This window comes from Micromonospora sonchi, assembly GCF_014646235.1.
Taxonomy (GTDB): Bacteria; Actinomycetota; Actinomycetes; order Mycobacteriales; family Micromonosporaceae; genus Micromonospora; species Micromonospora sonchi.
In genome coordinates this window covers 278,130-300,718 of the sequence record NZ_BMNB01000001.1, presented here as the reverse complement: position 1 = coordinate 300,718, position 22,589 = coordinate 278,130, and the positions used below count along the sequence as shown (strand labels likewise).

The 22,589-nt window shown below is 66.9% G+C and carries 23 protein-coding genes; 9 read left to right on the top strand and 14 right to left on the bottom strand.

Features of this window, described 5'->3' with window-relative positions:
* Positions 1-293: 293 nt before the first annotated feature.
* Both IEY61_RS01310 and IEY61_RS01305 read left to right on the top strand, forming a co-directional pair.
* Positions 294-893 carry a SigE family RNA polymerase sigma factor gene (locus IEY61_RS01310; protein ID WP_189040350.1) on the top strand — a complete coding sequence of 200 codons (600 nt, stop codon included), beginning with the start codon at positions 294-296 and terminating at the stop codon, positions 891-893.
* Entirely contained in the window at positions 883-2,277 is a 1,395-nt protein-coding gene (locus tag IEY61_RS01305) for a hypothetical protein (protein ID WP_189040349.1), read from the top strand. Before IEY61_RS01310 ends, IEY61_RS01305 begins: the two co-directional genes overlap by 11 nt.
* A 114-nt stretch (positions 2,278-2,391) precedes the next feature.
* Here the strand turns inward: IEY61_RS01305 and IEY61_RS01300 are convergent, their stop codons facing one another.
* The 3 genes from IEY61_RS01300 to IEY61_RS01290 all read right to left on the bottom strand — a co-directional run bounded on the left by IEY61_RS01300 (position 2,392) and on the right by IEY61_RS01290 (position 4,814).
* On the bottom strand, positions 2,392-3,129 hold the full coding sequence (locus IEY61_RS01300; protein WP_189040348.1) for a DUF2510 domain-containing protein: 738 nt from the start codon (positions 3,127-3,129) through the stop codon (positions 2,392-2,394).
* Positions 3,130-3,216: 87 nt separating this feature from the next.
* Positions 3,217-4,236, bottom strand: a complete 1,020-nt coding sequence (locus IEY61_RS01295; RefSeq protein ID WP_189040347.1) for a CU044_5270 family protein — start codon at positions 4,234-4,236, stop codon at positions 3,217-3,219.
* Positions 4,236-4,814, bottom strand: a complete 579-nt coding sequence (locus IEY61_RS01290; RefSeq protein ID WP_189040346.1) for an RNA polymerase sigma factor — start codon at positions 4,812-4,814, stop codon at positions 4,236-4,238. Before IEY61_RS01290 ends, IEY61_RS01295 begins: the two co-directional genes overlap by 1 nt.
* A gap of 96 nt (positions 4,815-4,910) precedes the next feature.
* Here IEY61_RS01290 and IEY61_RS01285 point away from each other — a divergent pair, with 96 nt between their 5' ends.
* Positions 4,911-5,351: a MarR family winged helix-turn-helix transcriptional regulator gene (locus IEY61_RS01285; RefSeq protein WP_229705600.1), complete on the top strand. Its 441-nt coding sequence runs from the start codon at positions 4,911-4,913 to the stop codon at positions 5,349-5,351.
* A gap of 266 nt (positions 5,352-5,617) precedes the next feature.
* Here the strand turns inward: IEY61_RS01285 and IEY61_RS01280 are convergent, their stop codons facing one another.
* From IEY61_RS01280 to IEY61_RS01260, 5 genes are all read right to left on the bottom strand, one after another.
* Positions 5,618-6,238 carry a DUF6879 family protein gene (locus IEY61_RS01280; RefSeq protein WP_189040344.1) on the bottom strand — a complete coding sequence of 207 codons (621 nt, stop codon included), beginning with the start codon at positions 6,236-6,238 and terminating at the stop codon, positions 5,618-5,620.
* Between the two features lie 26 nt (positions 6,239-6,264).
* Complete coding sequence (locus tag IEY61_RS01275) at positions 6,265-6,711, bottom strand: nitroreductase family deazaflavin-dependent oxidoreductase (protein WP_189040343.1); 447 nt, start codon at positions 6,709-6,711, stop codon at positions 6,265-6,267.
* Positions 6,712-6,781: 70 nt separating this feature from the next.
* Positions 6,782-8,095, bottom strand: a complete 1,314-nt coding sequence (locus tag IEY61_RS01270; protein ID WP_229705599.1) for an FAD-binding oxidoreductase — start codon at positions 8,093-8,095, stop codon at positions 6,782-6,784.
* Positions 8,092-8,346: a DivIVA domain-containing protein gene (locus IEY61_RS01265; protein WP_189040342.1), complete on the bottom strand. Its 255-nt coding sequence runs from the start codon at positions 8,344-8,346 to the stop codon at positions 8,092-8,094. Before IEY61_RS01265 ends, IEY61_RS01270 begins: the two co-directional genes overlap by 4 nt.
* The gene (locus IEY61_RS01260; protein WP_189040341.1) at positions 8,343-8,597 is read right to left on the bottom strand and encodes a hypothetical protein; all 255 of its coding nucleotides are present in this window, start codon (positions 8,595-8,597) and stop codon (positions 8,343-8,345) included. The genes IEY61_RS01265 and IEY61_RS01260 overlap by 4 nt, the downstream gene beginning before the upstream one ends.
* 346 nt (positions 8,598-8,943) lie before the next feature.
* Between IEY61_RS01260 and IEY61_RS30950 the strand changes: the two genes are divergently transcribed.
* Genes IEY61_RS30950 through IEY61_RS01245 form a run of 3 tightly spaced genes read left to right on the top strand, consistent with a single transcriptional unit; the run spans position 8,944 to position 11,475 of the window.
* Positions 8,944-10,434 carry a helix-turn-helix domain-containing protein gene (locus tag IEY61_RS30950; protein WP_229705598.1) on the top strand — a complete coding sequence of 497 codons (1,491 nt, stop codon included), beginning with the start codon at positions 8,944-8,946 and terminating at the stop codon, positions 10,432-10,434.
* Positions 10,431-10,973, top strand: coding sequence for a GNAT family N-acetyltransferase (locus IEY61_RS01250; RefSeq protein ID WP_189040340.1), 543 nt, complete (start codon positions 10,431-10,433; stop codon positions 10,971-10,973). The genes IEY61_RS30950 and IEY61_RS01250 overlap by 4 nt, the downstream gene beginning before the upstream one ends.
* 7 nt (positions 10,974-10,980) lie before the next feature.
* Complete coding sequence (locus tag IEY61_RS01245) at positions 10,981-11,475, top strand: flavoprotein (protein ID WP_189040339.1); 495 nt, start codon at positions 10,981-10,983, stop codon at positions 11,473-11,475.
* Positions 11,476-11,505: 30 nt separating this feature from the next.
* Here IEY61_RS01245 and IEY61_RS01240 read toward each other — a convergent pair whose 3' ends face one another.
* Entirely contained in the window at positions 11,506-12,099 is a 594-nt protein-coding gene (locus IEY61_RS01240) for a hypothetical protein (protein ID WP_189040338.1), read from the bottom strand.
* A 130-nt stretch (positions 12,100-12,229) separates the two neighbouring features.
* Here IEY61_RS01240 and IEY61_RS01235 point away from each other — a divergent pair, with 130 nt between their 5' ends.
* Together IEY61_RS01235 and IEY61_RS01230 are read left to right on the top strand one after the other, a co-directional pair.
* Complete coding sequence (locus tag IEY61_RS01235; protein ID WP_189040337.1) at positions 12,230-12,964, top strand: DUF8548 family protein; 735 nt, start codon at positions 12,230-12,232, stop codon at positions 12,962-12,964.
* On the top strand, positions 12,961-13,659 hold the full coding sequence (locus IEY61_RS01230; protein ID WP_189040336.1) for a DUF6884 domain-containing protein: 699 nt from the start codon (positions 12,961-12,963) through the stop codon (positions 13,657-13,659). Before IEY61_RS01235 ends, IEY61_RS01230 begins: the two co-directional genes overlap by 4 nt.
* 67 nt (positions 13,660-13,726) lie before the next feature.
* Here the strand turns inward: IEY61_RS01230 and IEY61_RS01225 are convergent, their stop codons facing one another.
* The 5 genes from IEY61_RS01225 to IEY61_RS01205 all read right to left on the bottom strand — a co-directional run bounded on the left by IEY61_RS01225 (position 13,727) and on the right by IEY61_RS01205 (position 18,976).
* Complete coding sequence (locus tag IEY61_RS01225) at positions 13,727-14,113, bottom strand: GIY-YIG nuclease family protein (RefSeq protein WP_189040335.1); 387 nt, start codon at positions 14,111-14,113, stop codon at positions 13,727-13,729.
* 10 nt (positions 14,114-14,123) lie between these two features.
* Complete coding sequence (locus IEY61_RS01220; RefSeq protein WP_189040334.1) at positions 14,124-15,038, bottom strand: hypothetical protein; 915 nt, start codon at positions 15,036-15,038, stop codon at positions 14,124-14,126.
* A 430-nt stretch (positions 15,039-15,468) separates the two neighbouring features.
* The gene (locus IEY61_RS01215) at positions 15,469-16,176 is read right to left on the bottom strand and encodes a hypothetical protein (protein WP_189040333.1); all 708 of its coding nucleotides are present in this window, start codon (positions 16,174-16,176) and stop codon (positions 15,469-15,471) included.
* A 45-nt stretch (positions 16,177-16,221) separates the two neighbouring features.
* Positions 16,222-18,474: a hypothetical protein gene (locus IEY61_RS01210; RefSeq protein ID WP_189040332.1), complete on the bottom strand. Its 2,253-nt coding sequence runs from the start codon at positions 18,472-18,474 to the stop codon at positions 16,222-16,224.
* Entirely contained in the window at positions 18,461-18,976 is a 516-nt protein-coding gene (locus IEY61_RS01205) for a hypothetical protein (protein ID WP_189040331.1), read from the bottom strand. The genes IEY61_RS01210 and IEY61_RS01205 overlap by 14 nt, the downstream gene beginning before the upstream one ends.
* A gap of 430 nt (positions 18,977-19,406) precedes the next feature.
* On the opposite strand from IEY61_RS01205, the gene IEY61_RS01200 reads away from it, so the two are divergent.
* A complete protein-coding gene (locus IEY61_RS01200; RefSeq protein WP_189040330.1) occupies positions 19,407-22,472 on the top strand; it encodes a DEAD/DEAH box helicase in 3,066 nt (1,021 codons plus the stop codon).
* The last annotated feature ends 117 nt before the right edge of the window (positions 22,473-22,589 follow it).

The following is a 22,589-nucleotide window of genomic DNA, read 5'->3' as shown; positions in this document are numbered from 1 at the left end:
CCCCGTCTGTCGACTGTCCATACCCGACCGACGCTATCGACGCCCGGCCGCCGAGACATCGGGGAAGACCACCAGCTCGACCCGGGGATGGCCCCAGGGTCTCGCAGACGGCACGTGGGACCGCCGGCCGTAAACCGTGGGTGCCGGGACCGAGCGAACCTTTACGGCGAGGTTGCCGGACCACGAAGACTCCCTGCCCGGCCGCCGCTGGGTTTCGGCGGTCAGTCAACCTTTTCCACCGGCCCCGGGTCTCTTTCTCGTCGGTGACGCCCAGGCAGGACTGGAGAGTGCAGGTGACGGATGACGGCTTCCGCGAGTTCGTCGAGGTCCGGTACGCGGATCTGATACGGACCGCGTACCTGCTGACCGGGTCGCGGCACGCGGCCGAAGATCTGGTGCAGAGCGCGCTGATGCGGGTGATGCGCCGCTGGCGGCAGGTGAACGACCCGATGGCGTACGTCCGCCGAATCATGGCCAACGAGCGGGTCAGCCTGTGGCACCGGTTCGGTTCCCGGGAGTTCCTGGCCGGGGTGACCGGGGCCTGGCGGCTGCACGCCGAGCGGGGCCGGAGTTCGGACATGGCGGACGACGTCGTGGTGCGCGACGAGGTGCTCACCGCGTTGCAGAGCCTGCCGCCCCGGATGCGGGCGGTGCTGGTGCTGCGCTACTGGGAGGACCTCTCCGAGGCGCAGATCGCCGAGGCGCTCGGTTGTTCGCTCGGCACGGTGAAGAGCCAGGCGTCCCGTGGGCTCGCCCGGCTCCGCGCGGTGCTGCCGACCAAGTCCGCCGGGTCATCCACATCGGACGAGCGGGCGACGTCGCCCGAGATTCAGGCGCCGCTGGACGTGGCGCCGGCCATGACGAGATGGAGAGGTGTGCACGATGGCCGATGAGATCAGGCAGGAATTCGCCCGGCTCGCCGAGCCGGTAGTGCCGGGCCCCGACCCGTACCAGCGGCTGCTGGCCCGCGTCCGTCGACGCCGGCAGCGGCGGATGGCGGTGACGGGTGTGGCCGGCCTGGCGGCGGTGGCGTTGGCGCTGCCGGTGATCGGTGCGGCTGGCCGGCTGGGAATCACCGGCGTGGCGTCGTCGCCGCCCGCAGCCGGGGCCTACCAGCCGGCGAGCCCGATCGACGAGCCGATGGTGCGGCAGTTGCTGGACTCGCCGACCCGGGGCAACCTGGCCGGCGACGCGGCGCTGATCGCGGACATCGAGCGGCAGTACCGGGCGGCCCGCGCCGAACTGCTGGTCGACCCGGCGCTCGACGAGGTGAAGGTGCTGCTGGCACACGACGCGCCGGGCGCCCGGACCGTGGTGGTGGCCTTCCTGGACGACTCGCACGCGCTGCTCCGTCACGCAAGCGGGCAGGCCGGGGCGCCCGTGCCGGAACTGCTGCGCCAGACCGGCACCCCGGACGAGCCGGTCCCCCTGGCGCCGTACGTCTTCTTCGGTCGACAGTCGCCGGTGAACGGCCGTCACGTCGCCGACCTCGCGGTCGGGCTCGCCCCGGCCGGGTGTCTCGTCGAGACCTCCGCCGACGGCCGGATCCAGCCGGACGGATCGGTTGCCCGCAGCTGGCAGAAGGTGGGCACCGACGGTTTCGTGCTGCGGGAGGCGGGCCACTTGGCCGAACGGTGGCGGTTCACCTGCCACGGCGTGGTGCGGTACGCCGGTCCGGGAGGTGGTGGGCTGGTGATCAGCCCGACGGAGGCCGCACCGCCGGTCTCCACCGCCGGTGCGCGCGGCTCGGTGGACGCCGCGCTCGCCGCCACCGCGGTGCGCGACCTGCAAGGGCTGCTCGACCTGCACGGCCTCGCCGGACCGGCACCGCAGGTGATCTGGGGCGGGCGGCTGCCCGCCTGGGTTGCCGGCGCGCCAGCGGCCGTGCTGGTGAAATCCTGCTCGACCGACGGCGGCTGCGCTGCGGTGCTCAAGACCGAGGCCCCGGCGCCGCAACCGGAGCCCGGGCCACCGGCCGACTACCAGACCGCCACGGGAAGTCCGGATCTGGTCGTCGTCCAGACGCCGGGAGAGACCGGCGGCGTGCTGGTCGTCGGGCCGGCATCGGCGGCCCGCGTCGAGCTGCTCGACGACAAGGGGCGGACGATCGCCAGCGGCCAGCTCGACACCGGGGCGGGCGCGGTGCGCGTCGACCCTCGTCAGGTGGTCAAGGTGAAGGTCTTCGACACCGACGGCCGGCTGCTGCGAACCGGGGCCACGCCCAGCCTCGACGCCGACTTCAGCCAACTCGGTGAGCCGACCGTGTGGGCCTGGTGACGATGGCCTGGTGACGATGGCCTGGTGACGATGGCCTGGTGACGATGGCCTGGTGACCGCGTGCCCGGCCCGACCCGGTGTCGGCCGGGCACGCGGCTCGCCGGTCATCGGCCGTTAAGACTCGGATCGAGCCGGGGGCGCCGGTGTGGGCTCCGTATTGAAGCTGGGGCAGGCGATGAAGAAGGCGAAGAAGGCGAAGATGACCGCCATCCCGCCACCTCCGGGATGTACGCCTTTGAGGTCGGCGTACGGCGTGCCGAAGTGGGCGGCGATCCACGACGCGAAGAGCAGCAACTGAAGGAAGCCGGCCCAGGGAGCGTGCCGGCCGGGCCGGCTCACCGCGATCGTCGCTGCGGTGGCGACGAACGCGACGAACGCGTGCACCAACCCCAGTCCCTGGGCGTACGCCCGCTGCCATCCGCTGGCCGGCAGATCGGCCACGTCGATCCAGCCGGCGAATTCGAAGTAGTGGACGGTTACCGGCGGCGGCCCGAAGCGGATGATGTGTCCCCACGGCAACACGACGAAGCCGGCGAACAGCAGGCCGAGCGCGACGACGAGCAGCAGGATGCGCCAGGCCATCCAGAACACCAGTCGCCCCTGGTCGGCCGGGGGTACCGCCATGGGCGGCGGGCCCGGCGTGGTCGGCCCGGCATCTTCGGTTTCGGCCCGAACATCCGTAGCGGGCGGTGTCGGCGCCGGCGCTGGTGGGGAGGCCGCCTCCGCTGCCGGCGGCAGCGGGTCGACGACCGGCCGCTGCCATCCGTCGAGCACCTGCGGTGTCCAGAGTGTCCCGTCGAACCACCGCAGCGGGTAACGGCCGGACGGATCGGGATACCAACCCGGCCGCATGCTGTCCTCCCGTCGCAGACGTCGATACGGAGCCGCCATCCCGCACATAATGCCCCGTGCAGATGGCGGCCCCATTCGGCCCACTACCTACCTCACGTCACCCACCCGGTCGACGATGCGCGAATCACCGTAGACCACTTGGGTTAACACATCACCCTTGTGGATCTGCGAGGTGTCGTCGAGGGCGTCTCTCGTGTGGTCCTCGATCGCCACCGTGCGCTCGCCGATCAACGCGTACGTGGCCTTGTCGAAGAGCAGCTCCTGGCTGAGGTACCCCTCGACGGCGAAGCTCAGGCCGATCGCCGGCCGGCCGTCGAGGTTCACCACGTCCGGGTTAAGCCGCACGTTGTCCGTCCTCGCCAGGGCCCGGAAGACGGCCGCCTCCACCGCCGGCGGCAGCACGTACTGGCTCAACAGGCCGTCAAGGGAGACGCCGAGGTCGGGGCGCGGCTGCGCGACCCAGGCGAGCACCGCCTCGGGTGTGGTGAGCGCGACCAGTTCGTCGTACGGGAGCTGAGCCCAACCGACCCCGCCGCTCCCCTGCTGCTGGACGACGAGCTGACCGTCGGACCTGCGCCCCCAGACCTGCCCGTCGATCCGCTTCCAGTCCTGCTGCACCACCACCCGGGTCCTGCCCGGGACGAGCGGCGCGTTCGGTGCCTTTTCCTCAATCTGCTTGGCGTTGCGCAAGGTGCGGCTCTCCCTGTACATGAACTGGTCCGGTCGGGGCGCCTGCCAGGGCTTGCGGTCCGTTGCCTGAGCCGCCTTCTCCAGGAAGTCGGCGCTGGCCGAGCGCGCGAACGGTAGTGCGTCCACCACAGGATGGCTGTTGCCCTGCTCGTCAACCGTGCCCAGGTTCTCCACCACCACCACACCGAGCACCGCCGCCACCGCGGCTGCCGCAGCCAGACTGAGCCGCGCCGACCACCGACGGGTGAGCCACGCCGACCACCGGCGGGGACGCTCAATCGGCCTGGCGGCCTCACTCGTACCAACCTCGTTCGTGGCGATGTGGTGCATCAGCGCCGTCCTCGCCTTGTCCCGGGCGGTATTCGACGGCAACTCGTCCGGCCCGAACGCCTCGCCCAGTGCAGTGAGTTCGTCCATCACCCGTGTACCTCCATATCGGTGCCCAGCGCCTGTCGCATTTCCTGTCGTGCCCGGTGCAGCCGGGACCGCGCCGTACCCGGAGGGATGTCCAGCGCCGCCGCGGCCTCGTTCTGGTTGAGCCCGGCCCAGGCGACCAGCAGCAGTACGTCGCGCACGGATTGGGGAAGCCGCTCCAGGGCCGCCGCCAGCCGACCGCGTACGGCCGTCGCGTCGAGCCGTCCGACGACGGCGTCGTCGTGGGCGTCGGCCCGATCGCCCTGTCCGAGCTGGGCGAGCGTCCGGTACCGGCGGGACTCGGCCGTACTCTGCCGAGCGATCAGGTTCGACGCGATCCCGTACAGCCAGGGCCGCGCGTCCGCGCGGGTCACGTCGTACCCGGCGCGCCGGTCGAACGCCACCAGGAACGTCTCGGACGCCACATCCTCGGCGAGGTCCCGTCCGAGCCGACGCGCCGCATAGGCATAGATGTGCCGGTAATGCCGGTCGAACACCGCTGCGAAGCACTCCGGGGAAGCGCCGGCCTGGCTGATGAGTTCGGCGTCGCTCTGGGCGGTTCCCCCTTCGGGCGGTGTCATCACAGCCAGGTCTCTCTCAACCACAGCCAATTGGATCCATCTCCCTCTGCTCTGGCCACCACACCTTCTATTCACCGCGGCGTGGAATGTGTTCGCGTGCGGGTTGGCGGACGATCGCCGCCAGCGTTCCCGGACCGGCAGGCCGGCCAGGCCGGGCTCGCGGAACGCCAGCCGCAGGATGAGGTACGCCAGGAGCAGCCGGGCGAGCGCAGTAACAACCTCACCCCCGACGTTCGCGGCGGTGGGCAGGTCGTCGCCGTACTGGGCGCCAGCGCGGTCACCGGCATCATCGACCGGCTGGAGCGGGCCGGGTACGTACGCCGTGAGCCGGACCCCACAGACCGGCGGCGGGTGCTGGTCGCCGCCGAACCGGCGCGGATCCCCGACCTGACCGGCGTCTTCGACGAGTTGACCCGGGAGATGAGCGCGCTCATGGCCCGGTACGACGAACGGGAGACCGCAGCTGTGGTCGACTACCTCACCAACACCATCCGGGTCCTGCGGTCACAGACCGCCCGCCTCACCGGCGAGGAGTGACCGACGCACGACCGGGGCCGGCTCGCTCGTCGTTCGATGGCCGCGCTGCCTTCCGGCGAGCGCGGAGAGGTGGCCAGCAGCGCTAACCGCACTGATCATCGCCGATCGTCGTTTCGCCGATCGCTGTTCCGCCGTAACGGCGGTGTCCCGACCGCTTGGACACCGCCGTACCGACGAAACGGAGTTGATCAACTTTCTGCGGGGGCCAGCGGCCGATCACTGAGAGGCCCGCAACAGGGCTTGTGGTGCTGCCTCGCGTCCTTCCACTACAGGTGCATCTTGGGCGGCCTGAGCCCGTCGACCTCGCGGTCGAAGAAGGAATCGAATGGCTCCGCCTCGGCAAGTAGCGAAGCAGCCCGTTCCCGGCAGCCGTCCACGACCGCTCGGTCGACGAACTTGTCCGCTCCGAGCGGAAGCCCGGTTTCGTCGTAGCGGACCTCGTAGACTGCCCGGCTGCCGACCACCATCAGCTCAGGGATGGTCCCGTGCTCGTGCTCATGCTTGGCGATCACATCCGTGGTGGTGGTGAGCACCCGGATCTGTTCCCCGGCCGCAGCGCGGAAGCGGAGAAAGTTCAGCTCCCAGATCAGGTAGGCGGTGAGGGGAAGCGCCACGACGCGTAGCCGGTGCAGCCCAGAGCCCAACTCGGCGAGACGGTCGAAGAAGCGCTTCAGCTCAGGGTTGGGCTCGGCTGCGATGCGCAGCGCCTTCTCCCACCGGCCGGCCGCGAACGCCTCCCAACTCGGGCTGCCCGGCTCACGGAAGGTCTGCATCCGCTCCGTCTTGAGGATCGGCCCGTCCACCGACTCCACCGTGGCATAGAAGTCAGCCTCGTACTCAGGCAGGCTCAGTCGCTGGCCGGCGGCCCCTCGTAGCAGGTCGTGCATCCGGCATGCCCGATTCGCGCGACTACTCAGGGTTTCGCTGGGACCGGTTCGAGGACGAAGACTGGGATCTGGCGGTCGGTCTTGCGCTGGTAGTCGGCGTAGTCCGGGAACGCCTCGACGGCCCGGCCCCACCAGCTGGCCTTCTCGTCTCCGAACACCTCACGGGCCCGGTACTCCCCGGCCATCGTGCCGTCCTGAAGCTCGATGGTCGGCTCGGCCACCAGGCCGGCGTACCACTGGGGGTTTTTCGGCGCGCCGCCCATCGACGCGACAGCCGCGTAGCGGCCCTCGTGCTCGACGCGCATCACCGGCGTCTTGCGGACCTTGCCGGACTTGGCGCCCCGGTAGGTCATCAGCACGATGGGCCGGCCACCGATCGTGACGCCCTCGGTCGTGCCGGTACGCATGATCTGCTCGACCTGCTCGCGGACCCATGCCGACGCACTCGGTTCGTAATCACCGGTCAATCCCATGCCCCTCAACGTACGCGACCTTTTGGAAGTAGCGGGCATGCCGCTCCAACGAAGACGCGATAGACGGTCATCACCATGGGATCCGTTCCGGCAGGTGGAGCCGCTCGGTGGGGATGCCGACGGCGGGGAGTCGCTGCCGGGCGGCGGCGAGCATCGCGGGCGGGCCGCAGACGTGGACGTCCTGGCCGGGGCGGTAGTGGTAGAGCCCGAGGGTGAGCGCGTCGCCCTGCTCGGCGGGGGCGACGGCACGGTCGTGGGAGAACGCCGGCACCACGGTCAGCCAGGGGTGGGCCCGGTCGAGCTTGTCGAGGGCGACCGAGTCGTAGAGGTCGGCGAAGGTGCGTACGCCGACGACCAGCGTCACCCGGCGACCGTCCGGCGCGGCGGCGACCTGCTCGACCAGGGCACGCAGCGGGGCCAGCCCGGTGCCGCCGGCCACCAGCAGCAGGTCCCGCCCGCCGACCCCGCCCGAGCCAACCCCGCCCGAGCCAACCCTGGCCGCGCCCGAGCCGACCGGGGCCGCGCACAGGCCGGTGTCGACGGGTGGGCCGAGGTGGAGCAGGTCGCCGGGGCGTACCCGATGGACGAGATCGGGGGAGACGGTGCCGGCGGGGACCGCGCGGACGTGCAGCTCGACGGTGCCGTCGGGGCGTGGGGCGTTGGCCGGGCAGTACCAGCGCCACCGTCCGGGGTGCCGGGGCACGCAGACCGGCACCGCCTGACCGGGCCGGAACGGCAGGCGACGCCAGGGGCGTACGGTCAGGATGGCGACGCCCTCGGCGGCCAGCTCGCGGCCGGTCACCTCGGCCGGCCAGAACGCCGGCCCGTCGCCGACGCGCCCGGCGGCGCGCTCGATGAGCCCCCACGCTCGCGGCCACCGCCGGTCCCAGTCCGCGGCGAGCTGCGGCGGGCAGAGCTGCGCGGCCACCGGCGCCAGCGCGGCACCGATCAGCGGGCCGTGCTCCGGCCGCAGCCGGTACCGGCGATGGACCCGGCCGAGCACCGCCAGCAACGCCAGCCGCCCGGGCCGGTCGGTGCCGCCGCCGACCAGCCGCGCCAACGCGGCGACGACCAGCGGCAGCGCCTGCTGCGGCAACAGCCCCGGACACCGCTGCTCGATCCGCACCCGGAAACGAGCGGCGGCCTCGGTGATCGGCCCCGGCGCCTGGTCGTCGGCCGCCAGCACCCCGGCCAGGTAGTCGGCCGCCCGCCGCCGCTGCGCCTCCGGCAGCCCCGGCCAACCGTCCAACACCACACCGCCGGCCGCGAGCTGCCGGGTCAGGTGCGCGGTGAGCCGATCCAGATCAACCCCGATGAGGTACGGCGACAGCTCGGCGTCCGCCCGCACCAGCCGCAGCCACCGCCCCACCGCCTCCTCGCTCACCGGCCCTCCCCCGCCTGGTGCCTCGCGTGGCGGCAGTTGTGGTGCCGGGACTGCCACTGCCGCAACGCCTGCCGGATGCGCTCGGCCTCGGTGTTGGCCGTGGTCAGCTCCCGGTGCAGGCGGTCCATCTCGTCGGCGACCCGGCCCAGGTAGTCGTACACCTGGGCGGGGTCGATCCCCCGCCAGCGACGGTCGAAGGTGGCGGCCCGGACGTGGTGCGGATGCAGCCGTTTCCCGGTCAGATAGATCATCGCAGCGTCGCCTCCTGCTCGGCGAGCAGCGCGCGGACCTGCTCCTCGGTCAGCCCGCGCTCGTCGAGAACCCGCTGCCCCCACCGGTGCAGCCGGCACGGATGCGGCGCCCGGTCGTTGCGGCAGCGCGCCCCCTCGGGCCACTGCTCGGCCACGTGCACGGCCAACGCCCGCACGGCGAAGCCGACATCCTCGGCGGTCACGTACGGCGGCATCGGCAACTCACCGAGCGCCCGGTCGATCGCGTCCATGTCCCTCCCTGGCTGGTTGCGGCTCCGAGGCGGGCGGGGACGGCAACACGTCTCACCGGTCGACGCCCCACCGGAGCCCAGCACCCGCCCCGGGCCTTGCGTCGCAGCCTTGTGGATCAGCGAGGCAGGACGTATGACCTGCGAGAGCTGACCACCATGCACAAGCGGAATCTGATTCGCTCGACGCCGCCCAACACAGGTTGCGCCGGGCCATTTTTGACAGCATTCATGCCGCGCGGATGATCGATATACGTGGTGCGTATACCGCGAGGCCGCGTAACGGCTTGAATGGATACGCTCTACGGAGCGCGACGGACACAGCCACCCGCGAATGGCGAGGTTGCCGGTGACATCTGTGAACTGCCCCCGCTGTGGAGGCCGCCTGGCCCGCGACAACGACAGCGGACGCTGCACGCCCTGCCAGACCGCTGAACGCAGCCGGCTCAGCGCACCGCCTGAGGTGCCGGCGTCGTTCTGGGACCACGAGCCGCTACGACAAGCGCTGGCGGAGCGGCATCTCGGGCAGGTGATCCGGGCGTACCGGCACCACCCCTACCACGGCCGGGCGGCGTTGCCGCAAGCCGTGGTTGGGAACTGGTTGGGCATCACGCAGGCTCAGCTAAGCCGCATCGAGAACGGCCCACGGATGGTCCACCTTGATCGGCTTGAGCACTGGGCGACGCTGCTTCGCATCCCCGAGTCTGGGCTGTGGTTCCGCCTCCCCGCTCAGCCCGAAAAGGCGGCAGCCGACGTCTCTGCCCGGCAGTCGCCGCCGGATGAGGTGGGTGCCTCCGGCGGATTCCGGACTACCCTGGAGCCAGCGTCCGATGAAGGAGGTGGCATCACGAACCGCCGCCGATTCAACACGCTGGCCGCCCTCGCTGGCCTTGGGGGAAGCGGACTGCTCGACGATCTGCTCAAGGCCAACCGCGCGGACGAAAGCCTGGGCATGGAACATGTTCGGCTTGCGGGCTCCCTGGTGGAACGGCTCCGGCAAACCGATGCCGCAGTCGGATCAGGTGAACTCTGCGACGTGGCGATGGATGTACACGCCCGCCTATCTAGCTGGGCCGCAGGAGCGCGCTTCAGTCGAGGCCTCGGCGAGGCACTCCAGAGCGCTCAAGCCAACCTCGCGAACCAGGTTGCATGGCTCGCCATAGACGCCGAACGCCGCCAGCATGCGCGCCCATACCTGAACGACGCCATCACCCGGGCCCGGATCGCCGACGACCCACGCGACGAGGTACGGGCCATGGCCTGCCTGTCGCTGCTGACCCGGGAGGACCAACCGTCGGAGTCGCTGCACTGCGCCGAAGCCGCGCTTCGCGCATCCCAGGGTTGGGCAACACCCCGATTGAACACGCTCCTCCGGCTACGGATGGCCCACGCCTACGCCAACCTCGGCGACGTGGGCGCCTTCAACCGGGAGATGGCACGCGCGCATCGTGAGTTCGATCGCGGTCCGCACGAGGACGACCTGCCATTCCTGCAGTTCGTCAACACTGACGAAATGACCGGCATCCAGGGGCTTTCCTTTCTTGCTCTGGGCAGACCGGCGCGCGCCGCCGAGTCCTTCCGTCTCGACTGTGACGATCCGGGCACCATCCATCGGCGTAATCAAATACTCAGGACAGTTCAACTTTCCGAGGCCGAGTACCGATGCGGAGACATCCAGCAGGCCGCGCAGACAGGGCTGGGCGTCCTGCCTGCGGTCAAGGAGCTGAACTCCAAGCGGACCGAACGGCGGTTCGCGCAGGTCAAGGCACGCCTCGCCGGTGAGCGGTCACCTGCCGCCCGCGAGTTCGTCGACGCGTACAACGAGACGTTCCAAAAATGAAAGCGGACGTGGACCTCAGCCACTTCGACGCGGGCATGGCCGCCGCTCTGACCGACGAGCTGGTTGAGGTCTACCTTGACGCCCACGCCGGAGACGGAGCGTTCTACAACGAAGATCGCTATCGCCGGCAACTCGCTGGGCACATGAAGGCTCCCGGCTGGACGTTGATCACAGCCCAGATCGACGGGCACCTCGTCGGCTATATCTACGGGTTTCCGTTGCAGCAGAAAACTCGCTGGTGGGAAGGAATCCGGGGTGGGGTTCCTGATGCTTTCACGGATGATCCCACCTTCGCCCTCTGCGAGCTGCTTGTACGTCCCGCGTGGCAGCGCCAGGGAATCGCGCGGGCGCTGCACGACGAGCTGATCGACAGCCGGCCAGAGCCACGGATGACTCTTCTGGCCCGTCCCGACAACGCCCCAGCCCAAGCGGCATATCGCTCCTGGAACTGGCACAAGGTCGGCGAACTCCAACCCGCCTGGGAGAACGCGCCGGTTTTCGACGTGCTGGTCCGTGAGGGCAGCCGGCATCCAGCCTGATGCTGTCATGACCGAACGACGAGTGCTCGCTCTGGTCGTCTGCGCCGCTCCACCGGTGCTGCGGATCGGGGAGCTGATCAAGCTGTTGCACGACGACGGTTGGACGGTCTGCCTCACCGCCACACCGACCGCCGCCACCTGGGTCGACCGGCAGGCCCTCGCGCGGCAGACCGGCTACCCCGTGCGAGTCGAATGGCGCAAACCCGGCGAGCCTGAGCCGTATCCTCCCGCCACCGCCGTCGCCGTGTTGCCGGCGACTTTCAACGTCATCAACAAGTGGGCGCAGGGCATCAACGACACTCTCGCGCTGGGCATCCTCAACGAGGCGCTCAGCGCAGGGATCCCGGTGCACGCCTTCCCCAACGTCAAAGGTCAGCTGGCCGCTCATCCGAGCTACGGCCCCCACCTGCGGCTGCTCCAAGACGCCAACGTGGCCGTGACACCGCTGCCCGCAGTGCTCGACTGGCGAGTCGTCACCGACCGGCTGCGCATCCGGGGGTAAGAGGTGGGGCACAGTCACGGCCCACCCCGTTCACTGGCTTACAAGGGGCGCCCGATCGAGAACGTGATCAGCAAGCTGGTAGTTGTGGCCCCGCCAATGCATGGTTTTGCTGTCCAGGAGCGGATCCACGAGATCACGGACAGCAGCGGCGAAGCGGTCGTCCTCAAACGCCCGGATCATCTCGTCGTGCCATCCCCAGATTCTGACCTGATCAGGGGTGGCGTCTCGGTAGTCCGATTCCTCGAGGTCGAGGCCAGGGAAGGCTTCGTCCAAGGCCTCAGCTGTCGACCAGTGCTGTCCTAGCACCGACCTTCGGACGATCACGAACGCCGACGCGGGCCCGTGGGCGTCGTCATCCGGGTTTTCATGCAGGACGAACGTCTCCATCGTCTTGGCACTGATTGCGGACAACCTGCCGGGAGTCGTGCCAGGCAGGCAGGAGAGGGCCCAGTGCTCTCGTTCAGTCCTGGCCGCATCGGGGATGGCAACATCGAGGTAGGCCCTGTTCGCCGCAACCACGGCATCGAAGTACGGGCTCTGTAGCAGCCGATCGAACCGCTCCTGCTTGCTTGCGTCGGCGCGCATGGCTGTTTCATCGCTCAGCGGCGGCCGGAGCTTCCCCATGTTTTCCTCCTCAGCACATCGATACCGTCGGTGGGAAGCTACCGCCCAACCGCAAAGATCTCAGCTCGCCGATCCATGTTGGATACTGAGACGCCGGCATCATCGGAGCGAGGACCAGGAGGGGTGCGACGTGGATGACGTCGACCGGCTACTTGCCTACTGCGACAGCGTCCTCGATGATCCTGCTGATTGGAAGACGCCTGGTGGGTATCCCAATAGTCTGGCTCTTTGCCTCATCGACTCCATCTGGTCGCTGGGAGTCCAGTACTCCGGAACCGTTCTTCCGGTTCTGGCCCGATACCGGACGTATCGAGCCGAGCAGCAAGGGGACGCCGACCGCGACGGCCTGACCAACCTGCTGCAGGTATACGACGAGCTGGGAGGCCCGGACGGGTTCGCCTCCAAGATCGGCACCCAGCACAGGACCTCTGCTCATCGTGGTGCGCCGCTCAAGGCTGTTGCAACCTACACGGCTGCTTTCGGTTTCCAGGGCCTCGGCATCAACACCGTCCAGGACCTGCTTGGTGCCGTAGATGAGTCAGACGTTCAAATCCGCCGCGTTTGGCGTGAGACGCCCGGCCAGCGGTCGAGCGACATAGGTTGGCGATACTTGCTCCTGCTTGCCGGCGTTGACGAGGTCAAGCCAGACCGCATGATCTGCCGATTCGTAGCGGCAGCGTTGGGCGAGCCTCGGGTGTCCAACGCCCACGCCGCCCGTCTGCTCACGGAAGCTGCGCATAGAAGGGGTTGGCGGGTGCACGCCCTGGACCACGCGGTCTGGCGCTACCAACAACGTCTGCGGACTCCTGCTCAACCGGGCGTTGCTGAGTTATCTCCAGCGTGTAATCCGGAGGCCGGAGTGTGAAGATCCTCGTCATCACGAGCTGCACCGGCGACAAGGCCACTTCATCCTCTGTCGCGTTGAAATTCGACGACTTCAACGACCCTGCTCGGGTTGCCCGCCGCGAGGTGGAACTGGCCCAGTACCTGCGACCAGCCGGCGAGATGTACACCGGGCAACAGCACGTGCGAGCCATGGCGGGCGTCCGACGCTTGCGAAAGGTCTTGGGCGATGACGGGGTTCAGGTGTCGATCCTCTCCGCAGGTTACGGCTTGATCCGGGAGGATCGGCCGATCGCCCCCTACGACGTTACTTTCAATTCAATGGGACGCCCGAAGGCTCGGTCGTGGGCGGAGCAACTCGGTGTACCGGACGCTGCGCGACGGTTTGCGCACGGACACGACTTGGTGTTCGTCCTCCTGGGCAGCGCATACCTCGATGCGCTCGCCCCGCCACTCGACGTCGGACCGGGTCAACGCGTCGTCTTCTTCGCTCCCTCGAAGGAACGCTCGCGGGTCGGCCGGGCAACGCTGGTGCCAGCAGGGCTCGAGGAGTGCGCCCGCTTCGGTGCAGGCCTGATCGCACTGAAGGGAAGGATGCTCGAACTTCTGGGCCGTGCAGTGTCCATGGAGGGATTCCCGCTCCTTGAAGAGATCCTGGCCGACGACTCGCCCAAGACCATTTTTGATGCCATGGATAGGGCGGTAGGTACACGATGAGCTAGCGCAGTCCCGCGATGGTCCACGACTGGTTGAGCAGCGGCTCTACGGAGGCTGATTTCGCCCATCACCGGGGTTTCGGCACCTGCCGGTTGAAGCGGGGCTTGAGGGCCAGGACCAGGGTGTCCTTCGTACTCTCCGGGTTGTCGGTTTCCAGCCAGCGGACCTCGCGGCGGCCCAGCCAGCCGGCGATGTCCTCCGCCGTGGCCGCCAGCCCCTGCCGATCGAGCAACTCGCCGACCTGGAGGTGCAGCACCGACGACTCGCGGTTGCCGGTGAGGTGCTGCCGGAGTCGTCTGCGCAGGTTTCCCGTCCGACCGACGTAGAGGACGGTGCCGCCATCGAGCACCACGTGCACACCGGGCGCGGGAGAAGCGTCGGCGACGACCTCCTTGGTGTACGGCCGTGGTGCGGTGAAGTCGGCCAGCAGACTGTCGACCATGGAGTCAGGCATGCGCCGGAGGTTACTCCTCGGCGGCTATGTACGGCCCGTCGTAGTCGTTCGCTCCCCGCCGGAGCAGGGGGCGGTACAGCGCTGCGATCAGCGTGACGAAGACCAGGGCGAAGAGCCCAACCCCCACCGCCAGCGCCGGGGACGCGTCCGGGTCACCGTTGGCGATCATCACCACCGCCATCGCCGCGACCGAGACAGCGAGGCAGCTGTAGCCGGTGAGCAGCGTGTATATCATTCGACGCGCCCAGGGGGCGTGTCGCAGCACGCCGATGCCGGTGGCGACAGCGGCCGGGACGATGATGCCGAGGTCCATCAGCTTGACCATCCAGAACGGCGTGGGGCTGGAGGCGTACTCGGTCAGCCGGGACGGGTCCTGCCAGGCGATCAGCATCGGACGCAGGTGCTGGCCGAACACCAGGAAGGCCGCCAACACCAACAGCGTCACGCCCGCCGTACGGGCCAGCCGCGGTGACGGTGGCGGCAGCTGGGCAGGCGTCGCCCGCCAGCCGAGGACCAGCAACGCCTCGGCGAGCAGGAAGACGGTGAGCAGCAGCGGGAAGAAGCGCTCGACGTTTCCGGGCAGGCGCAGATACTCCTGACCGATGATGACCTGGGCGTACGTGTAGACGGCGTACCCACCGATGCCGGTGGCCAGCAGTGGCGCCACCGGATGCCGGCGGACGGCGAGCAGCGCCGCCACGATCGCCAGCGGGGCGACGACGAAGAGCGCCGCCGCGTCGCTGCCCAACAACTGGTTGAGAGTGGTGTCCGAGGTGCGGTACCGCATCAAGCCCAGCCCCAGCGGGCCGACCAGCGCCGCTGCTGCGATCACACCCGCCGCGGCGGCCAGGGCCCAGGCGAGCAGACGCGACTGCCAGTGGAGCGGCGGTCGCTGCGGTGCGCGGGCGGCGAGCTGCGCGGTCATCGTGCCCTCCTGACGACGGCACCAGCGGTACGGCTCACGGAGGTCGAACCGGTTATCTCCAGCCTGCTCCCGCCCGGATCACAACCGGCAGGGACCAAGTCACCGGACTCCGGGACCTTGGTCCCCCGGGCCGGCGAAGCTCGTCAGATGGCGATCCGTGCTGACCGCTGCTCCACGAGGCCCGCGAGTTGAAGATGATCGCCCGCCGCCGCACCGCTCCGGCAAGCTCAGGTCCACAGCGGAACTCGATCATCGGGCTGGATCAGCAAACTGTGGCAAAGCACCCCAATGTGCACCCTTTGTTAGCCTTAGAATGGCACCCAGTCATCAGCTATAGAATCGTGAGGGATGGACTGGCAGGACCCTCATCGTCCCAAAAATCAGACTCATTGCGGCACTCGTCTGCGCCCCACACGCTACCGCAGCCTTGCTAAATCTGTAGATGCATTCGATCCCCCTCCCGATCGCTCTCTCGGGCGTCTTCATCGGCCTCGGAGCGCAACCGGTCAGCGAATTCTTGGTCACCGATCGCCTCCGCCGCCACAATGAAAGCCCGAAGCAAATCCCTCGCACGCCCATCCGATAGCCCCGAAAGATAGTCGTAAACTATTCGCGCAATCAGCAGCCACCTATTCTGCGGCGTCCACCAGGCCGCATCCTCGATAAGCTTTTTTATCGTGTCTTTGTCTAGACCCCGGCCAAGATCTGACTCCTTCATTGAAACGAGATATAGCTGGGCAGCAACAGGGTCTGACAATACTTCGCGCCTCAAGAAGTCAACTCGCGCCTTTGCCTGCCGGCGCACGGCGCTCTCGAAAAGCTGCTGTCTACGGGCGCTCTCAAGCTGCATCCCGGCTTCCCAAGATGCAGGATCAGGCTCTACCGTGGCAGAGGCTCGAAGAACCTTTAGCTTGCCAATCTTGCAAGGAAGGTGACCCAGCAGCTCGCCATTCAGCTCTTGTTCAGCTGTTCGCCATTCCATCACCTCCTTCTGAGATAAAACTCGTTCGACAATACCGCGCAGCCCTTGAACTATCAGCGCCTCTCGATCAACCCACCTCTTCCTCACAAGCCATTCAATATTAAGTTCACATACGAACCGAAGCTCGGAGGTCCGACTGGGCACGTCGAGTACCACTCGACTCCAACGGCCGCCTGCCCTAGGCCAAAACCGCACCTACATTCACCCCTGTGCCACAATACGGCGCGCTGACCGTGCAATATCGGCGTCTAACAGCTCGCTCAGATTTCGCTGAATCATCCGCCGCTTATCAAAATCGTTAACTCCGCCCTCAACCCACTTCTGAACGCAACCACGAAGGACATCCCGTCTAACACTCGCCTTGGTTCCAGTAGCCCCTGATACCGCTGCCGCCAGTACGGACAAAACTGCGTCCGCCCTACCGGATTCAATGACGGCCGACATCCACGCGTTGACGCACTTTTGAGCCGGGCTATCCGTCTGCATCAAATCACTATAATCGAGCACTTGACGCCAAGCGATTTCCAAGACATCAATCGAGACACCACGAAAGGATTCATTGCTAAAGACTGCTAGAACATGCGGCAATCTCGTCTCCGAATCACCTATGACCGCAAGCGTTTCAAAAACAACCCTGCCCGCGGCATAGTCATTCCGACACCAAGCCCCGAGGTACTGCAGAAGAGTGACCCGGGCAGCCTCATCAAGCCAAAGTCTACGCACTGCGTTTTGAAGGTCGGGAAGGATCTCAATCGTGCACGAGTCGCCGATGTGGCGTAGCCTTCGTAAGGCAAAACCTGTATGGACAGCACCGAAGTTTCGAGCACAAACAGCAGCAACTAGTCGCTTTCTAGCAACCTCGGCTGCTTTAGCCCAGTCCAGCAAGACCCGGCGTACATATTGCGAGTTGACGTCAGAGGTTGCAGCAGCGTCGACCGAGTCGACTAGCAGTCGCCACAACACCCTGTTCTCGTGCCACGTGTCGACCAGAGCAGCTAATGGCAGTGGCCTCTCATGGCGTACCGCAAACTTGAGGGCAAACTCAACGACCCTTCGCCCAACTTGAAGAGAATCGTCTTGATTCAGCTTAACGAGATCGCCTTGCTTAGAAGAGAGCGCGCTGTCCGCAAGCCACTTCATAAATATCTGGCGCGACAGTGGCCGATCGGCCCAGAAGTATTCTACGGTGGCATCCTCCCAATGCGGTCGCCGGAATTCGACTCTCTCTAGTTCATCCAACTCGCCTTCAACCGAATGCAGGAGTTCGATCACTCCAGGTGCGGTTTGACCAGATAATTCCATCTCCGCGTCGGAGAAACTTCTGCAGAGATCTGCAGCCTTGGCGTAAATGTGCCCGACTGGAGCATCTCGTAGAATCGCCGCAGCAAGGAGGAAATTTCGCTGGATAGCCGTTCTACCGTCTCTGCTATGCCATTCCCGTAGTTCTTCACGCCAATTGGATCTCGCCTTGACGACGTTATTTACACCTTCCTCGGACGGCAGTCCTTCTCGCCCGCCGGGGCCCACCTTCCTCTGCTCGCCCAAAATCAGGTCAGCAATTTCGACAGAATCAATCGGACGGGCCTTTTCGAAGAGCCTGGCTATCCGTGAACTATCGAGCCAACTACTGTGCGGATAGTCTGGCTCGGCTGCACGTAGGTGAGCATGCGCAATCGCTATGAGATCTGGGGATTCCCCAATTTCCGGCGCAAAATCCCACCGCATTCCACGAGATATGCGGTTCCATTGTTCGGGCCTCGTCATCACGATCAGGCGACTCCTGTGACGCACAAGCACATCGCGCAGGCTGATCAGTTGTTCAGCGAAGTCCTCCCGAATCTTGAATTCGACCTCACCGTCGACCGCCTTTTCATCCGGTGGAAGCTCGACCAAGTAGACTCGTCGGCTCTCACGAGGGATACGTCTACTCGGCAGAGTATCCGATCCGCCGAAAGTTAGATGGTGCGCCTCATCCACCTCCCCGGAATAGCAAAGCCTCGCCATTAATGCAAACGCCAAGGAGCTTCGGCCGCAGTGCGGCGGAGCCGCGATTAATGACAGTCCGCCATCTGGCAATAGCAGGCGCCAAAACTGGTCGAAAGATGCATGGGGTACGTAAGTGGCAGCGTAGTGTGCTAGCTGGGATTCCTCTATCCGATAGGTCGGAGCGGCGTCCATTACCTGAAGATTAAAATATACACCCGCCATAACTCCAGAGTTAAGGAGGGATAGCTGCCGGTAATCTTCATTAATCTTAGCGAACGTCGCCGGATCTACATTTAACCCCTTGAGAATGTCGGATAGGTCGTCCGAAACGCTCTCCGACTGGTCCCCACTCAACGATTCCTGAAGAGGCTCTACGCCTATAGGGATGGTTGGATTATCCCCTGGATTTAAACCTTTCTCCAAAGAGAGGCTAGTGCCCTGCTCAAACCAGCCCTTATCCAATGCCACCCTCAATCTCTAGACCGATGAGACTGCCTTTCCCTCTCACACGAACCGCACTCTGCCTCACATCCAAATTTGCACCTTTTCGTATCTCGCTGGCCCTCACCCCCGTGATCGGCCTCTCCACGTCACCCAACTCTTGAGTCAACTTGACGCCATCCGAACCTGTTTCCGCAAGTCGGATATTCAGTCCGTATATTTCGCGAAGGCCTTCGCAGGCCGACACAATTGCGGCAGCCAAACGGGCGTCTTTGGGCTTGATGATTTCGGGATGCTCCCGATACACATCGAGCACATCTGCGGTGCTTTTGAGACTTGTGATGCGATCAACAGTATAGGCAGCCTCATTAGGTGAAATCGGGCCTTCGTAACCTAAGACGAACCGGGTTTCACCTTCCGACACGACGGCGTCTCTGCGCTCAAGCGCTCCACCCAACTTTGTACAAAGAAACTGAACGACAGCACCCAGCGTCGGGCCAGCGAGTGTTGCGATTGCTACAGGATCCATGTCCACGCCTTCCTGCACATGCGACGGCTTCGAGCTACTCCTGGTAGGTATTGGTCAGGTAAAGTGGCGAGTTGCGGATGCACGGTTGCTACTCCACGTCGTCCCACAACCTGGGATTTCGGCTCTGGTCACGAATGGAGGCCGCCCCCGTCCTTTTCGCATGCCATGTGGATGACTCGGCGCGGCGCTCAGCTCCCGGACTCGGTAAGGTGAAAATGAAGTTGAATCGTAGTGGCGATGATGGCAGACGGTTGTCCTAGATCTGACAGTCGACAAAAGACCTGGGGATCCCCGCAGCAGATCGCGGCATCTGATCAATCAGGACCCGGAGGGCCCGTGGCAACAACTTGCCGACGAAGCCGGCAGATGAACTGGTCCGCAAGAGGTCTCCGGGGCAGCGATAGGGTGCAGCTGCTGGTTAGCTGCCTACATGGCCGAGCTTGAGCGGGGCGTCTACGAGCATGTCGTCACGCGCGACCTGGCCGACCGGCTCCAGCACATCGACCCTGCGCTGATCCAGCACGCGAAGCTCGACCCGGCTGACGCCCCGGATGCCCTCGCCCGGCACATCGCCGCCCTGGCCCGCCGCGCCCTGCACGCTGTCGGCGGCGGCGACGACAAGCTCCACCGCCAGGTCGAGTTGGCCAACCGCATCGCCGACACCATCGCCGTCCTGAGCCCGCAGGCCGCCACAGCCGATGACCAGGTCACCGACGCGAAGCACCTCCTGCACGCCATCGCGGCACCGCCGATCCCACCGGCCGCCCCCGCCTTTCCGATCCGTCCCACCACGCCGCTCTCCACCGGCGCGCTACTGGTCAACGGCCGCCACCAGCCGCGCATCGGTCACGAGGTCACCCACGAGATGGCTTCCGCGGACCAGGTCGACCTGCTCTGCGCCTTCATCAAGTGGCACGGCCTGCGTCTCATCGAGCCCGCCATCCGCGACCTGATGGACCGCGGCGGCCGGTTGCGGGTCATCACCACGACCTACCTCGGCGCCACCGACCAGCGCGCCCTCGACCGGCTCGCCGAGCTGGGCGCCGACATCAAGATTTCCTACGAGACGCGTACGACCCGCCTGCACGCCAAAGCCTGGCTGTTCCGCCGCAGCAACGGCACCACCACCGCGTACGTCGGCTCGTCGAACCTGTCCAAGACCGCGCTGGTCGACGGCGTGGAGTGGAACGTCCGGATCTCCAACATGGAGCAGCCGTACGTCATCGACACGTTCACCGCGACCTTCGAGGATTACTGGCACGATCCGGCGTTCGAGGATTACGACCCCGGCAGGGACGCCGACCGGCTCCGCACAGCGCTGCGCGGGGAGCGCCGCGACGGCGAGGCGCCGACCGAGATCGCCAACCTGGATGTGCGGCCGTACCCGTACCAGGCCGAGATCCTGGCCGACCTCGACGCCGAACGCAAAGTCCACGGCCGCTGGCGCAACCTCGTCGTCATGGCCACCGGCACCGGCAAGACGATCGTGGCGGCGCTCGACTACCGCCGGCTGCACCGCGAGAAGGCCGTCGACTCGCTGCTCTTCGTGGCACATCAGGAGCAGATCCTGCGGCAGAGCCTGGCAACGTTCCGGCAGGTCATGGGGGACGGCAGCTTCGGCGAGACGCTCGTCGGTGGCCAGGCGCCGCAGCACTGGCGGCACGTCTTCGCCTCCATCCAGTCGCTGCACCGGCGGGAGATCGACCCCGAGGCGTACGACATGGTGATCGTCGACGAGTTCCACCACGCGGAGGCGCCGACGTACGCGCGACTGCTGGAGCGGCTGCGGCCGCGCGTACTCCTGGGATTGACCGCGACCCCCGACCGCAGCGACGGCGGCGACGTGCGGCGGTGGTTCGATGGCCGCGCCGCCGTGGAGCTGCACCTGTGGGAGGCGTTGGAGCGGCAGTTGCTGGCGCCGTTCCAGTATTTCGGCCTGCACGACGACGTGGACCTGTCGCAGCTGCGGTGGAAGCGCGGGCAGGGGTACGACCCGACGGAACTGGACGGCGTTTACACCGGCAACGACGCTCGGGCGCGGATGGTGCTGCGGGCGGTACGCGACACCGTCGACGTCGGGCGGATGCGGGCGCTCGGGTTCTGCGTGAGCATCGGGCACGCCGAGTTCATGGCGGACTGGTTCACCAAGCACGGCGTGCCATCGGCCGCGGTGACCTCCCGGACCGTGGATCGGCCGGCCCCGCTCCGCGAATTCAAGAGCGGCACGCTCAGGGTGCTGTTCACCGTTGACCTGTTCAACGAGGGCGTCGACCTGCCGATGGTCGACACGATCCTGATGCTGCGGCCCACCGAGAGCGCCACCATCTTCCTTCAGCAGCTCGGCCGTGGGCTGCGCCTGGACGACGACAAGCCCTGCCTGACCGTGCTCGACTTCATCGGCGGGCAGCACGCCAACTTCCGCTTCGACCTCCGCTGGCGCGCTCTGACCGGGGTCAGCCGCCGCGCGATAACCGATGCCGTACGCGACGACTTCCCCTCCCTGCCCAGCGGCTGCCACATCCAGCTCGACCGGGTGGCCAAGGAGATCGTGCTGGCCAACCTGCGCTCGGCGGTGCCGACCTCGAAGACCGGCCTGACGAAGGAGTTGCGCCTGCTCGGAGACGTGAGCCTGGCCGAGTTCCTGCGCGAGGCCGGCCTGGAGGTCGAGGACGTTTACCGGTCGGCGAGCGTCGGCGGGTGGACCGGGCTGCGGCGGCTCGCCGGTCTGGAAACGACGCCACCGGGGCCGGACGACCGCGAGTTGGGCCGGGCCATCGGGCGGATGCTGCACCTGGACGACCCCGACCGGCTCGACCTGCTGGCCCGGGTTGCAACTGGCCAGCGGCTGGCGGCCGGCCGACTCTGGGACATGCTGCACTTCGACCTCTGGGGGCCGAACGCGCCGCTCACCGAGCGCGAGGCCCGGCTGGCTCGGCTGCTCGCCGAGCCGGCCCGCTGCGCGGAGTTGCGGCAGGTCGCCGAGGTGCTGCGCGACCGCATCCACCGGGTCACGCAGCCCGTCGACGGGCTGCCGCTGCGAGTGCACGCCCGGTACAGCCGCAACGAAGCATGTGCCGCCTTCGGCATGCCCAACCCGGGATCGCTGCGCGAAGGCGTCAAGTGGCTTCCGGACGCTCGGGCGGACATCTTCTTCGTCACCCTGGTCAAGTCCGAGCAGCACTACTCCCCCACCACGATGTACGCCGACCGGGCCATCACCGAGACGCTGTTCCAGTGGGAGTCGCAGAGCACCACGTCATCGGCGTCACCGACCGGCCAGCGCTACATCCACCACGCCCAGCGAGGCTCGACGGTCCACCTCTTCGTCCGGGAAACCCGGATACCGGACCGCGACCTGGGCGCACCGGCCTACCTCTACACCGGACCGATGACGTACCAGCAGCACAGCGGCGACCGCCCGATGCGCATCATCTGGCGGCTGCACCACCCACTACCCGCCGACACGTACGCCGCAGCCCGCGCCATCGCCGCCTGAGCTATGAGAGAGGGCAGGACGCCTGGCCTGAACGGCCCCGCTGGGCGTCTTTGCAGCTCGCGGGGCCGTTGGAAACTGGCGGATGGGTAGAGGATGAATCAACCGGCCGCCCGGACG

Bases quoted from the DNA above. Each gene is read 5' to 3' on its own strand.
- IEY61_RS01305 (WP_189040349.1), top strand. From the start codon at position 883: ATGGCCGATGAGATCAGGCAGGAATTCGCCCGGCTCGCCGAGCCGGTA.
- IEY61_RS01300 (WP_189040348.1), bottom strand. From the start codon at position 3,129: ATGCGGCCGGGTTGGTATCCCGATCCGTCCGGCCGTTACCCGCTGCGG.
- IEY61_RS01295 (WP_189040347.1), bottom strand. From the start codon at position 4,236: ATGGACGAACTCACTGCACTGGGCGAGGCGTTCGGGCCGGACGAGTTG.
- IEY61_RS01290 (WP_189040346.1), bottom strand. From the start codon at position 4,814: ATGACACCGCCCGAAGGGGGAACCGCCCAGAGCGACGCCGAACTCATC.
- IEY61_RS01280 (WP_189040344.1), bottom strand. From the start codon at position 6,238: ATGCACGACCTGCTACGAGGGGCCGCCGGCCAGCGACTGAGCCTGCCT.
- IEY61_RS01275 (WP_189040343.1), bottom strand. From the start codon at position 6,711: ATGGGATTGACCGGTGATTACGAACCGAGTGCGTCGGCATGGGTCCGC.
- IEY61_RS01265 (WP_189040342.1), bottom strand. From the start codon at position 8,346: ATGATCTATCTGACCGGGAAACGGCTGCATCCGCACCACGTCCGGGCC.
- IEY61_RS01260 (WP_189040341.1), bottom strand. From the start codon at position 8,597: ATGGACGCGATCGACCGGGCGCTCGGTGAGTTGCCGATGCCGCCGTAC.
- IEY61_RS01250 (WP_189040340.1), top strand. From the start codon at position 10,431: ATGAAAGCGGACGTGGACCTCAGCCACTTCGACGCGGGCATGGCCGCC.
- IEY61_RS01245 (WP_189040339.1), top strand. From the start codon at position 10,981: ATGACCGAACGACGAGTGCTCGCTCTGGTCGTCTGCGCCGCTCCACCG.
- IEY61_RS01240 (WP_189040338.1), bottom strand. From the start codon at position 12,099: ATGGGGAAGCTCCGGCCGCCGCTGAGCGATGAAACAGCCATGCGCGCC.
- IEY61_RS01225 (WP_189040335.1), bottom strand. From the start codon at position 14,113: ATGCCTGACTCCATGGTCGACAGTCTGCTGGCCGACTTCACCGCACCA.
- IEY61_RS01220 (WP_189040334.1), bottom strand. From the start codon at position 15,038: ATGACCGCGCAGCTCGCCGCCCGCGCACCGCAGCGACCGCCGCTCCAC.
- IEY61_RS01205 (WP_189040331.1), bottom strand. From the start codon at position 18,976: ATGGATCCTGTAGCAATCGCAACACTCGCTGGCCCGACGCTGGGTGCT.
- IEY61_RS01200 (WP_189040330.1), top strand. From the start codon at position 19,407: ATGGCCGAGCTTGAGCGGGGCGTCTACGAGCATGTCGTCACGCGCGAC.